This is a genomic window from Borrelia hispanica CRI (genome assembly GCF_000500065.1).
Taxonomy (GTDB): Bacteria; Spirochaetota; Spirochaetia; order Borreliales; family Borreliaceae; genus Borrelia; species Borrelia hispanica.
Map to the genome: position 1 here is coordinate 1 of NZ_AYOU01000078.1, position 14,812 is coordinate 14,812.

Annotated in this window: 5 protein-coding genes and 3 pseudogenes; 2 read left to right on the forward strand and 6 right to left on the reverse strand. The window is 27.5% G+C overall.

Features of this window, described 5'->3' with window-relative positions; genetic code table 11:
* Positions 1–76: 76 nt before the first annotated feature.
* The 3 genes and pseudogenes from U880_RS0101970 to U880_RS11695 form a co-directional block, all read right to left on the reverse strand.
* Complete coding sequence (locus U880_RS0101970) at positions 77–1,087, reverse strand: variable large family protein (protein WP_235047983.1); 1,011 nt, start codon at positions 1,085–1,087, stop codon at positions 77–79.
* Positions 1,088–1,717: 630 nt separating this feature from the next.
* A pseudogene (locus U880_RS11305) lies at positions 1,718–1,912 on the reverse strand (variable large family protein); the annotation flags it as partial.
* A gap of 215 nt (positions 1,913–2,127) precedes the next feature.
* Positions 2,128–2,335: pseudogene (locus U880_RS11695) on the reverse strand (variable large family protein); the annotation flags it as partial.
* Positions 2,336–3,090: 755 nt separating this feature from the next.
* On the opposite strand from U880_RS11695, the gene U880_RS0101975 reads away from it, so the two are divergent.
* Positions 3,091–4,158: a hypothetical protein gene (locus U880_RS0101975; RefSeq protein WP_024654556.1), complete on the forward strand. Its 1,068-nt coding sequence runs from the start codon at positions 3,091–3,093 to the stop codon at positions 4,156–4,158.
* A 255-nt stretch (positions 4,159–4,413) separates the two neighbouring features.
* Here U880_RS0101975 and U880_RS11700 read toward each other — a convergent pair.
* The 3 genes and pseudogenes from U880_RS11700 to U880_RS0101990 form a co-directional block, all read right to left on the reverse strand.
* Positions 4,414–4,749 (reverse strand): annotated as a pseudogene (locus tag U880_RS11700) (variable large family protein); the annotation flags it as partial.
* 465 nt (positions 4,750–5,214) lie between these two features.
* Complete coding sequence (bdr, locus tag U880_RS11705) at positions 5,215–5,751, reverse strand: Bdr family repetitive protein (protein ID WP_024654558.1); 537 nt, start codon at positions 5,749–5,751, stop codon at positions 5,215–5,217.
* A 727-nt stretch (positions 5,752–6,478) separates the two neighbouring features.
* The gene (locus U880_RS0101990; RefSeq protein WP_024654559.1) at positions 6,479–13,840 is read right to left on the reverse strand and encodes a BTA121 domain-containing protein surface lipoprotein; all 7,362 of its coding nucleotides are present in this window, start codon (positions 13,838–13,840) and stop codon (positions 6,479–6,481) included.
* Positions 13,841–14,120: 280 nt separating this feature from the next.
* On the opposite strand from U880_RS0101990, the gene U880_RS0101995 reads away from it, so the two are divergent.
* Entirely contained in the window at positions 14,121–14,807 is a 687-nt protein-coding gene (locus U880_RS0101995) for a plasmid maintenance protein (RefSeq protein WP_024654560.1), read from the forward strand.
* Positions 14,808–14,812: the final 5 nt, after the last annotated feature.

Here is a 14,812-nt window from a genome sequence, read left to right on the forward strand (position 1 = left end):
AAAGATACCAAAAGCTTAACTCTTAGTATCTTCCTCTTTATAACTTTATTTTTATTATTTACTTATATAACTTTGCCTATTTATTTTGATCACCAGAACCACTCTTTTCAGATGCTACAGGAGTATCATTAGTATTAATTTTCATTGCTTCTTTTACACTTTTATGTCCTTCATCAATAGTACTTCTTATTGCTATTGTCAATGTATCTAATGCCTTAATTACTGAACTTAATGCTACTCCTTTAATCTCAGCAGTATAATCAGCATTATTATTATCATTAGGACCAGCAAATTTACCTCCCTTTGCCATCGCTCTTAATGCCATAGCTCCTGCTATTGTTCCATCTTTAGCACTAGCCAATTTAGCTGCAGTAGCATCACCATCGCCTTTAACAATAGCTTGCAAAATATCAGCACCAGTGACTGCCCCAACTGCTTTTGCTGCATCAGCTACTGATTTTTTTGCATTATCAGCAGTACCTGCATTAGCAGTAAATAATTTCCCTGCTTCTCCATCAGAAGCAGCTCCCCTATTGCCATTTCCAACAGTTGCAACCTTCTTAGCATCCCCAGCTTCAGGATTACCTTCTTTTCCAAGTACAACACTTACAATTTTTTCAATTCCTTCAATAAGAGATTTAACACTATCTCCAACAACAGCCGCAGCAGCATCCTTATCAGCAACATTACCAATTGGATCACTAGCATCACCAATTGCCTCACTTACCTCCTTTGCTCCACCAATTATCTTATCTAGTTTACTCTCAACCAATGTTTTCACTGCACTCTCAGTAGCCTCAGCATTTGGATTCTTTTCTTTCTTCATATCACTAACAATTTTATTAAGTCCATCCTTTATCCCTTGCACAGTATCTTGAACCTTCTTAAAGTAATTCCCAACATCCGATTTCTTACTCTCCAAATTCAATCCCAATACACTCCCTACCATTTCCCCAAAAGATGTGAAAACATCCAAAAATTCATTACCCAAGCTCACTAAAGACTTCAAAAACTTATTCTTTCCCTTCTCTTCTTCCAACATCCCATTATTACATCCCATCACCACCATCATCACCATCACCATCATTACTTCTCTTATTCTTATCCCCTTTAATCCTCTTTTACTTCCCTTCTCTCTTCCCTTCTCTCTTCCCTTCTCTCTATACTCGCTTATACACTCTTCTATATTTCCTATTCCTTTCTTCTCTTTCATTCCTTTCCTTCGCCTCCTTGTTTTTTTTATTAGTTATACATCAAGTTTGTGATATCAAACTCTAAAACAATGCCAATCACATCGTATATTTATCCAAAACCGATTAGGAAAAATAACGTTCTGAATATCTCACTTTAAATTTTATCTTCATTTATATTTAACCTCTTATTTTTTTATGTTTTTACACGGGATTATAAAGAGTTTTAATTTATTCTATATTGATGAGTATTTTAATAGAATTAGTTATAAAAACTTATTTTAGCTCTATTTTTTTAATATGCAGTAATTTTATATTTTTATTAACCGTAATTTATCCATTCATATTTATCTGATTTTGTTTTTTGTTTTTCTTCAAAGAATAAGCCTACTTTAAGAGAAATCATACTACTTTTTCTTCTATTAAACCTACTGCACCAATAGTATAACAATACAAAAGGCAATCTAGATTTATCTCTAAATCTCCTCCTACTATCACTTTTAAGTAACCTAATCTAACTATCTATCTTATTGATAATTTGCTACTTTTGTAGCTCGTGCTTTATCTACTTCTTGTTTTACTTTTTCAAGCACATTCTTTACTGTCTTTTTAACTATATCCTAAACTGCTACTAACAGTTTATTTACCGCACTTATTCCTGCTGATTGTACTGATTTGTCATCATTATTTGCATTATTCCCAACTAATTTACCTTCTTTAACCTAATGCTTTAATAACGGAACTTAATACCGATACTTTAACTGTAGGCATTATAATCGAAATCAACAGCAGTAACATTATCAAATTTACCAACTTTTGCCATCACATCTTAACACCATCTCTCATTGCAACACCAATAACATTCCCAAAAACACCAATCAGGAAAACAACTTCTCTGCATAAATAGAAAAATGTTTTCCTTAAACAACTTTATTATTTAATTTAATGATCTGTTTAATAGCAGTACCAACTCTGTAACTACCAGAGTATCTTCAGGATTAATTTTCATTTGCTTCTTTAACCGTCTTAAGTCCCATGTCAATTATTCTCCTTATTGCTATAATTAACGTATCTAATGCTTTAGTAACTGCACTTAATATCGCTCCTTTAAATCCAGCAACAGAATCAGCATTAGCATTAGCATTAATAAAACAATAATAAGTCTATGTCCTAATCTTTCAACATTGTGAACACTAGCAATATTATTAATATTTTGAGATTCATACTTTTATGTTCTTACTCCTTTAATACCGTTATAAACTACATTATAATGTTCATTATTTTTTGTATTTATACTTAATAAAAATATCAATAGCAACAATTTGCTTTAAGGGTTGATTTGGATTTGATATGGGTTATTCTTTTTAAAATGCGGTATAACTAATGAGTTAAATTTGAATTTTTTATTAACAAATGTTCCTTAAACTTGAGACTATTTTTTTAAATACATGCATACTTTATTATTATTATGTTTCTTTTATATGATATTCATTTTAATCAAGATTTAATAGTTGCTTCAAAATTTCTCCTCCAATATATTCTTGTAAGGCAACTTTAACTGTAGTTTCAATTTATGAATAATAAATATATGATATTATGTGCTGAATATTCAAACTAGAGTTGCATTTTTACATTATCATTAAATATACTATTTTTATAAATATAACACATCCAAGTAATTTGCATATCTGAATCATAATGACGTAGAATATTTTTTATTTTCCTTTTCTAATCCTTAAACATCTATTTTAAATCACTTAACAAATTATTCTTTATATTTCATTATAGAAATTTGTTAAACTAGTAAAAATTAATAAGAATAACACTAAATACCATGATAATACTGCAAAAATCATTAAGATGCTTTATATTTATAAAAATCAAAAAAGAGGGAGGAAAAATGAAATTAAACTATTTAAGTTCATTTCTATTTTTAAGCTTTATAAGCTGCGATTTATTAAACATTAAAGATCAAGAAGGATCTAATGGTTTCTTTGATAAGGTAAACGCTATCTTAGATGCTAGTGAAGAAGCTATTCATAAATTTGTGAATGGTGAAAATGATTCACCCCAAAAAAATCCTATAAATCAAAGTAGCAAGTCTGCCAAAAAAGTATTGGTTATCAAACCAAGAACTAAACGCACTTTAAACAGTCAAGATGATCACCAATCTTTAAATTATTTGCATGATAATTATCACCCAAATAATATTGATGATATAAGTAACACAATACCTGAAATAAGTGACAATACAAATACTATTCATGGAACAAGTGATAGTATGATCGACAGTATAACTGATAAAAATTCTACTTATCCAATCAGTGGTACAAGTAATAGTCTTCTTAAAGACGAAGAAGGGCAAACTGAATTTTATTCTAACAATTTAGATCTAGAATTTACTTTTGACTCATACCCTGCATTATCAGGCTCATACCATGATCCTATGACCCAAGTTGACGACAATTACCAATATGAAGAAAAAAGTTTTCTTGAGAATACTATTAAATTAATTAATAAGATATACCAAGATTATGAGCAGGTTTATATTCATACTACTATTGCAAATTCTTCTATGAATCTTGGCGAAACTGAAAAGAAAGCAAATTCCAGAAATAAACTCAGTAAATATAGTAAAGAACAATTAAAGAGTGACCTTGAAAATCTTGTCGCAAAGCTTGAAAAATGTAATGGAAACAACGGAATAAGATTAATGTATAATTCTTATGATAGTAAGATGCAACAAGATATAAATACACAAATAAACACAGTAAAAAGTTGGATTTCAGAGTTGCAAACTAAGAATTACAATCTTTTTCAAGCTTATAATCTAAATATGAAAACTACTTTCGAAAATATTACAAATATCTTAGTACAATTAAAAAATAAGGTAAAAAACAGCATTGATCAACACGAAAGTGAAATTAAAAAAGATATTCAAAACAAAAAAAATAACTTAAATAAATAGAGTAAATGACCACTTAGTAGTCATTTACTCTATTTTCATTAAGAAAAAATAACAATTTTAGCTTGAAATATTCTTCTCCATTATGACAAACCTACCAAAACAAAATAGAAGGCAACCTAACCTAGAATCATCTCTAAATTTACCTTCTATTCTTATCCTTCAATAGTTGAATTCCAACTATCTATATATTGCTTGAAATGCCTTAAAGGCTTTCTTTAACTCATTATCAGCTGGTATTGTTTCCTGGGTATCAATTGCTGCATCAACTGCCTCTTTAATTAAATTTTTTGATAAATCACTTTTATTTCCACCTGTCTCTGAATTTTTTGCCAATTTTTCTAACTCTTTTGATACTTCTCCAAGCTTAGCACCTAAATTGCTAAAATAGCCTCCTACCTCATTCTTCTTTGTAGTAAATTTAGCAGTAAATCCCAATACATCCGATACTAACTCCAAAAATACATAAAATGCATTCTCTGCACTCCTCCCTACTTCCATCATTGCTCCACTTAATCCTCTCCCGTTTCCTCCTGATGCTCCTCCTACTTTCCCTTCTCCCTTCACTCCCCCGCTATTACATCCCATCACCATTATTAACAAGATCTTGAAAAGATTAACGTATGAAAATGTATATTTATACGTTAAAGAATAAATAAAAGAGAAATACAAAAATAATCTCGACATTAATAATTAAGCGAATAAACAATGGTAAGTTCTACTGTGAAATAAAGAGATGTCAATTTCCGAATAGTATTTTGGATAAAATTAACAAAAACTATAAATTATAAGAAAATTTTTTTGATAATTTAGAAAAAAGGGTTATTTTTAATAAACTTGTAGTTAAGTAACAATTAGAAGAACAAATAAAAAACAATAATAAGAATAAAAAGAAGTTACACAAAAGCAAAAAAGTTAAAATTAAGGTGATTCAAAAAATTAAACCAACAGTTATTCAAAATTAAGTCGATAATAATTTCATATAAACTAATAATTTTACAAATCTCCGATTATAAAATCGACAATTCACTTTTACAAACCCAAAACTGAATACATATATTATTTAAAGATCAGTGTCAATAAAATTCCTACAGTTATGGTAATAATAGTCCCAAACATCCAATTATGTAATTTTAATTTACTATTAAGTTCTATTTTGTTAATTTCAATTTTATTATCAAGCTCATTAAATTTAGTATCAATCTTAATATTGAAGCTACTTTCAATGGTATTCATCTTATTATCAAATTCTTTAATAGTAGACTTTAAATCATGATTTAAAGTATCAATTTTATTATCAAGATCTCTAATATCTGATCTTAATTCACTTCTTACGTTGTCTATCTTATTATCAACCTCATTGAATTTGTTATCTATTCTACTAATAAGTTCTTCTTTTATGTCACAAATTTTTTCTTCTAAATGTTTTAATTTTATGTCAAAGTTTTCTTTGAGATACTCAATATCTTTATAAGTAAGCTCATTTTTATAGTATCTATAAGACAAATCATCAGCAATTTCTCTATTAATACCCGCTTTTACAAGCTCATTTAATACCATTTGCCTGGTTACTACTGGTTGCATCATATACTCCATGAAAATCTCCTTATATAATTATTATAGTATTTCGAGGATTTATTGTTAAGTAAAATAAGTGAAATTTAGTTGATGTTGAAGATACAAAGATATTAGAAAAGATTTATCTTTCTATTTTGTGAGTACATGTATTAATCAAAGTAAGCATAAATTTTTATTGATCCTTTACGATATAAAATATATACCTCATCTGATAAATAATTCCTTTACTTCACACTCTGACATTACTGATATTACATCTTTACTAATTGTATAATATATCCAAAAACTTCATAATATACTTATCATCTTTTAAATAAAGACACAACAAATATAAGTGACATATATCAAAACATCATTAATTTTCCATTATATTTTAAATTCAAAATTTCCCACCCCCTTTTTAAATTTTTCACTTCAAATTATAACTATTATACTAAATATTAAAACTTCAAAATCAATTTCTGATCATCAAATTCTATAAAACACAGATTTTACAATAAAAAATAGCTTTAAGACAACTAACGTATTGCACATACTACCTGTTAGTACTTCTCAAATGATTATTTTACATAATTTCATCACTATTTATTTGTCTCAACATATCTTTAGCAATAGCATTTATATTGACTTAAAAAATTAATATCCATTAACTACCTTAATTAGCAAAGGTATGTTAACAGATACTCTAATTATTTGATGTATTTATTTCTCATAAATACATCAAATTTAATTATATTCAAACATATTAAATAAGTTGTTTAAAGGCTAAACGCTCCTTAAAATGAGGATAATCTATGGTTACTAGATTATCGTACATACTATCAAAGTCATCACAACTGATTTGTAAATGTTTCATATATCCTATCTTTTCATCTTTGAATTTTCTTAGTATGAATTTGTCTAATTCCATTCCCCGATAACTTTTTACAAGACCCTTTGTTGCATCTTGAATTGAATTTAATGTTAATATAATCTTTGAGAGAATCATCTGTAATTTAGAAACATCTTCATCTAATATAAACCGATTAAGATTGTGTGTCCTCCTAATTACAAATGAACGATCATTTAGATTATCTGAATTAAGTCTCATTATAGACTGTTCAAGGAAATCAAAAGCATCCTTTTGATTTAAATTCAATGATTCCATAATTTTATGGTAATTTTGTATATTATTTATAAATTTTTTAAAAGCCATTCCGCAGAAGTATTCGGTTGGTGAAATATCATCGTACGAGTTATAAAAATGATCAGTAAGGAAATTTCTCTTCAAACCTTTTGAGCATTTAGCTTTTGACTCTTTAAGCATTTGTATAAGTATGTTTTTCCCAATATCATCATATTCTTTAAGAACTTCAGTCGCATTTTTCTTTGCATCTAACACTAACCCAAATTTTTTTAATAGGCCTTCTTTGAATTCATAAATACCTATATCTAATATAACTTTTAACATAAATCGATTAAAATTTTGCTTTGCATAAATTATAAGCTGATGATCACCAGGATTCCCTGAATTAAAATTTGCTATAGACTTTTCAAAGAACAATAAAACTTCTTTATCTTTATCATCCAATAATTTCATTATGCTATTATAAGTTTTACTATAATAATTTATATAAATTACAATAATTATAAATTGGAATGCATTGTTTGATTTGCTTAATAAATTATCGTACATTTCCTTACTAGAAGATATATTGCAAATTCTTTTTAAATGTTTTATATAATTTATCTCTTCATTTCGCAATCTTTGGGTAAGTTCCTCTTTCCCTGTCCAAATATAATTTGCAAGTGCCTTTTCTGCCAATTCTTTTGCATCTAACGTTGTGGCAATACCTGATAAAGCTTCTCTAAATTTATCAATACCTATTTTTTGTATTAAAAAATAAAAGCTTGCTTTTGTATGAGTAATAAGATTAGAATCATTTGGGTCATTTGGATTAAGGTTTGTTATAGAATCTTCAAGAAAATCCAAAGCATTTCTTTCTCTACTATCTAACCGCTCTATAATCTCATTACAATGTCCTACATAATTTATAATATCTTCAAATGAGAATGAATCATTTGCGTTGCTTAATAAATTATTATACATTTGATCAAAAGAAGACATAACACAAACTTTTCTTAAATACTTCCTATATTTAGTCTCTGTAGCTTTTAACATTCGTGTAAGTTTGTCTTTGTCTTTGCCAGTATAACTTGCAAGAGCCTTCTCTGATGATTCTTTCGCATTTAGTATTGTCACAATAGCTGATAGCATTTGTTTCAATTGAGTAATATTGATGTCGAAACCAATCGTATCAATAAAAAATTCTGAGACACCTAACGTACACATAAAACAACATGTTAAATCTAAACCATTACCCAAATTATCTGGATTAAGTGTTGCTATAGAACAGTCTAAAAATGTTAAAGCATTTTTTTCTTCTGCACTTAGTTGCTTTACTTTTTCATTACTATTATAAGATTCAACAGCTTCTGCAATATTTTTAAATTTAGATGAAACCTCTATTGTCATCACCAATAAATTATGGCACATATTATCAACAGAAGAAGTATTACAAATATTTTTTAAATACTTAATGTATTTTGTTTCTGTGTCTTTTAATATTTGTACAAAAAAATTTTTTCCCGGATTAGAATACTTTTCAATAATTCCTTCTGCCTTTTTCTTTTCATCTAATACTTCCACAATATTTGATAAAACCATTCTAACTTTACTAATATCACCTATGTTTACTATAAATTGACTATGTACTTGTTTTGTCTGAATAGTAAATTCACAATCACCAGGATCACCTGGATTATACACTGTTGTTATAGCATTTTTAAGAAAAATCAAAGCTCTTTCTTCTGCTTCATTCAGTTGTTCTGTAATTTTATTATAAGACTTAATAGTTTCTATAATACTGTTAAACTTAGATACATTATTTGTTATGCTTAATAAGCTATTATATAATGCATCATCAAATGTACTAAAAACACCTCTCAAAGTATCTACATATTTTGTTTCTGTATCTTTTAACATTTGTATAAATTTGTCTTTATCGACCCAAATATACTTTTCAATAACTTCTTCTGCTACTTTCTTTGCATCTAAGACCATCACAATATTTGCTAAAACCATTCTAATTTTACTAATATCATCTGTTTTTACTATAAATTGAACATAGTTTTTCAATTTATGCACCATAAATACACGACCATAGAAATCATTTGAATTACATATTTTTATAGAATTTTCAAGAAAAATCAAAGCATTTCTTTCATCTTCACTTAGTTGTTCTATCTTCTTATCATAAGAACTAATGGATTTTATAATACTGTTAAATGCAGATACATTGTTTGCGCTGTCTGATAATGCCTCGTCTGTCCCATAGTCTATATATGACATATTAAAAATCTTTCTAAAGCGCATCATCGTATATCTTCTTTCTTCCTCCTGCAATATTTCTGCAAAGACATCTCTTCCTGGATTAGCATGATCTTTAATAACTTCTGCTGCTGCTCTCTTTGCATTTAATGTCATCACAATACCTGATAGAGCCGCTCTAAGTTTACTAATATCATTTATTTTTATTATAAATTGAATATAGCTTTTCACTCCACTCATTATATGTCCATAATCACTCATCAAATTTAAATTATACATTCTTACAGAATTTTCAAGCAAAGTTAAAGTATTTCTTTCGTCTTCACTTAGTTGTTCTATAATCTTATCATAAGAATTAATGGATTCTATGATACTTTTAAATTCAGATACATTGTCTGTTTTGTTTAATAAACTATTGTGTACTTCATCATCCAATGTCTTAAAAATATCTCTCAAATCATGCATATATGTTATTCCTCTGTATTGCAATATTTCTGCAAAGATATCTCTTCCTGGATTAGCATGATTCTTAACAACTTCTGCTGCTTCTTTCTTTGCATTTAATGTCATCACAATACCTGATAGAGCCGCTCTAAGTTTACTAATATCATCTGTTTTTACTATAAATTGAACATAATTTTTCAATTTTTGCACTGTAACTTCATAATCATCATAAACATAGACATTACTTGGGTCACATACTGTGATAGAATCTTCGAGAAAAGCTAAAGCTTCTTTTTCTGCTTCATTTAATTGTTCTATACTTTTATCATAAGAATTAATGAGTTTTATAATGTCATTAAATTTATGTGCACTCTCTGTTCTGATTAATAAATCATTACGCACTCCATTCAATTCACCCAATATTCCAAAAATACTTCTTAAATCCTCCGCATATTCTGTTTCTGCATCTCTTAACATTTTTACAAAAATATCTTTTCCTGGACTAGCATGATTTACAATAATTTCTCCTGCTACTTTCTTTGCATTTAATGTCATCAAAACATTTAACAAAACTTTTTTGAGAGTATAAATATTTATATCTGTTGTGAAACGATTAAAGTTTTCTTTTGTATCAATATCAAATTTAAAATCATCTAAGGTATCTGGATTAAAATTCGTTATAGAGTTTTCAAGAAAAACTAAAGCATTTCTCTCATCATAGGTTAATTGTTCCGTAATTTTATTAAAAGCATTATAATAACGAAACATATCATTTGTAATAATGCTTTCCAATAGGTATGTGTCATACTTCCCTACAAGCAAATTAATACATATTTCGTCAATTGAAGAAGTAGCATAAATTCTTAATAAATAATTTATATATTTTATTTTTTCATCTTTTAATATTTGTTCAAATCTATTTTTTTCTGATTCAGAATATCTTTCGATAGCTTCTTTCCCTAATTTTTGTGCATTTAATACTACTACAATATCTGATAAAATTGCTTTAAAATGATCAATGTTATCAAAATATAGAGTAAAAAGTCTATAACTTTCTTTTGCCCAACCTGAAAGGTAATAATGATCGACATCATTTGGATCATACATTTTTACAGAATTTATAGCATTTTCAAGAAAAATTAAAGCTTCCTGTTGTTCGTCACTCAATTGACCCATAATCTTATTATGAAAGCTTATAATATATAGAATATTCTCAAATACAGATGCACTATTTACTTCTTGTAACAAATATACAGATAAATCATCTATTTTTATTGACAAATCACTAGAACTTGTACCGCTTTCCTCCTCAGGCGACAAAACAAAAAGAGATTTCAAACATGTCACATATCGTTTTCCTGCGGCTTTTAATCTCTGTACAAGTATATCTTTTCCTTTTAAAGGATAATTTTCAAGAGCCTCTTTTACTTTTTCCTTGGCAGTTAATGTACTAGCAATATCCGACAACAACGATTCAAATTTTACAATATCACCTGTATCATCTACATCTTTACCTATATATTGTATAAACTTACTATAGCGGTCTTGTCTTTGCTGTATTATAAATGGAGCATATAGATAAGCATTTGGATCAACTATCTCAGTGTACATCACAGAGTCTTCCATAAAATCAAAAGCTCCTTTCTGTTCAGCATTCAATCGTTCTTTAATCTTATTATACGAATTCCAATAAGAATGAACCTCTTTACTTATATCACCAAAAACATTTTCAACATCTGATGCAACACCTATTTCTCCTGAAAAATTACTATATATTTCCTCAATGGAAGAAGAAGCAAAAATATTTTTTAAATACTTTATATAATTTTTTTCTGCATCGCCTAATCTTCGCATAAACAAATCTTTCATTAGCAAGGTAAAATTTGCAAGGCTCTTAATTATTTCTTCTTTGTTATCTAACACTACTGCAACACGTGATAAAGCTGCTTTAAATTTATTAATATTATCTTCTGCTTTTAATACAAATTGATCATAATTCATCACCATTCGCATTACAAGTTCAGAAGTATCTGGATTTGTTTCATCACTGTACATCACAGAGTCTCCAATAAAATCCCAAGCCCCTTTCTGTTCAGCACTCAATTGTTCCCTAATCTTATTAGAAACATTACACAAAGAACGTATCTCTCTATTTACATCAATAATATCACGCAAAACATCTTTAACTTCCATTGGAGTATCTGTTTCTCCTAACAAATTGCTGTATATATCCTCAACATAAAAATCCATAAAAAGTTTTTTTAAATATTTCATGTACTTTATTTTTGCATCATTTAACCTTCGCATAAACAAATCTTTTGTTCGCAAAACACAATTTTCAAGAAACTCTTCTACTGATTTCTTTTCTTTTAATATTCCTGCAATCTTCAACAAAACTATTTCAAATTTACTAATATTATCTTTTGCCTTTACTAAAAATTGATTATAGTTTGTCACTATCTGAATTGTAAGTTCAGTGGAATTTGGAATATATAAATCAGGATCAGGATATTTTAAAGATTTCTCAAGAAAATCTAAAGTTTCTTTCTGTTCTGCGCTCAATTTTTCTTTAATCTTATTAGAAACATCAGCAGACAAATTTACATTATTTTCCATATCCTCAAATTCAGATTTATCGTATAAAGTTTTCATGAAATCACTGCCCATTTTCCTATAATAGCAACGATAGCAAGTATTTCTTAAGTAATCAACGTATTTTGATTCCAACTCTTTTAATCTCTGCACAAATATATCTTTGTATGGTCCATCATAATTTGCAATAGCTTTTTCTACTTTTTCCTTTACATGTAATACTTCTACTATATCTGATAAAGTTAATTTGAGTGTATTAGTACTTACTTTCGTTATAAAATTATTAAAGGCCTCTTTCAAACGAATTGTAGCCTGACGATTCCCATTTGGACTATATGTTTTGATAGAATTTTCAAGAAAAATTAAAGCATTTTTTCTTTCCTCATCCAATTCCGCCACAGAGTCCATATAGATTACTGAATAAGATAATATATCATTTGAAATAGTTGCAAATGCAGATGAGTTGTCTGCTTCACTTGGTAAACGTGCAAAAGAATCATTAAAGCAGATCATTTTTAAACGATCTATGTATGTTGATTCTTTGCCTTTAAACGTTTCTGTAAATAATTCTTTGTCTAGTCCATTAAGATCTGCAACAGATTTTTCTGCTCTTTTTTTTGCATCTAATGTCTTCACAATACTTGATATAGCTGCTTTAAGTTTAGAAGTATTAGTGTTTATTATGAACCTATTAAAATTTCTTTTCCCTATAATTACGGCATGATCACTATTTCCAAAAACTTTTGAATCACATTTCATCACAGAATTTCCCAAGAAAACCAAAGCTTTTTTTTCTTCCCACGTCAAGGATTTTAAATGATCATTATAAATACGATAATAAGAATTTAGATCTTTTATACTACTCTCAAACCTAGATGAATTATCTGCATCCCTTAATAAATAACGATGCATATCCTCAAAAGAATGAGTATTGCAAATCACTTTTAGATCCTTCATGTATTCTGCTTCTACATATTTCAATCTTTGCAAAAGTATATCTTTATCTAGATGATTATAATTTTCAAGAGACCTTTCTGCTGCTTTCTTTGCATTTAATGTTTTAACAACACCTGATATAGCTGACTTAAGTTTATAAACATCATGTGTTTCCAATACAAATAAATAAAAAGTCTGTTTTGAATGTGTTATAAGATTATGATCATCTGGGTCATCTGGATTAGAGTTTGTTATAGAATCTTCAAGAAAATTCAAAGCATCTTTCTCATCCTTACTCAGATTTTTCATTATTTTATCATAGTTTATAGTATTTGTAATACTTTTAAATTGATGTGTACTATCTGCCACTTTCAATAAACAATAAAGTCTATCATTAGGCAAATCAACATAAAACGCTCTTTTTAAACCCTTTATGTACACTATTTTCATACATTGTAGTCTTTGTGCCAGTATATCTTTTGATAGACTATCATAATCTTCCATATATCTTTCTGCTATTTTTTTTGCATTTAATGTCCTAACAATACCTGATAAGATTTCTTTCAGTTTATCAATACCTATGTCTGAAATAAATGAGTTAAAACCATCTTTTTCACTTGTGACATCACTAGAACGATTTGGATATGGCTCATACAGCTCTTCTGCAACAGGATTCAATATAGCGTCCTCAAGAAAAGTTAAAGCATCTCTTTCATCGTTACTTAATTGTCTTTTAATAGTTTCTAATGTTTCGTATTTTTGCATTAATATTTTCCTTATATTTTAAATTCATATTTTTAATTTTATATATGTAAATATATTATATTAAATTTAATTTAATAATTAAATATACAATTATGAAAAACACATTTATTTCTTTTAAAATTCATTTTACAAAATTGAAAATTAATAACTATCCTAACATAATAAATTCATGCAAAATTTTCATAATCAAATTTATATGAAATAATTTTTAATATTGTTTACATTTAGAAAAATATTATGTATAATTTAGAAAAAATGAGTTCGTAGTAGGAGAAACTAAATGACCAAACAAAAATTAGAACTTAATACACAACCATTAAAACAATATCACACTAGATACTATAAAATATTATCAATGCTTAAATACTTTCAAAAAAATGCTATTAATTACAATCAAACAAAAATATTAAATACATTAAATTATTTCCTTAAAAAGGATGATATTAAAATAATAACACTCAGAACACTGAGACAAGATTTATGCTTTTTATGTAAAAATGGCATTATTGAAAAAACACTAATCAGATTGGGTAAAGGGAATGGTTCTTATATAAGATATGCTGTTAACAAATATAGCAATAACAACTTGAACCGTTTACTAGAAAGTAAACAATCTATAGTTGAACATGATGCTAATGCGATATATAAATTCACAAAGAAAACACAAAAAAAATATTTACAAAACAAAAGGGTTAAAATTTATAAATCTAAAAATGCAACTAAAAATGTCAGTCATATTATAAATAATAAAAAAGAAATAAAAAATGAGAGAAAAAATGATATTACCTTTAAAATAAACAAAGTTACCAAAGGAAAAACTATGAGATATTTAGATAAAATAGAAGAAAATAAAAATAAAAAAAGATATGAAGAGAGTATTTTGAGGGTAAAAAATTGGTTGAATCAATCAAAGCTTGAAGAATTTGCAAATAGGGGTTATGATAATCAGAGCAATGAAGAGGAATAAAGTAT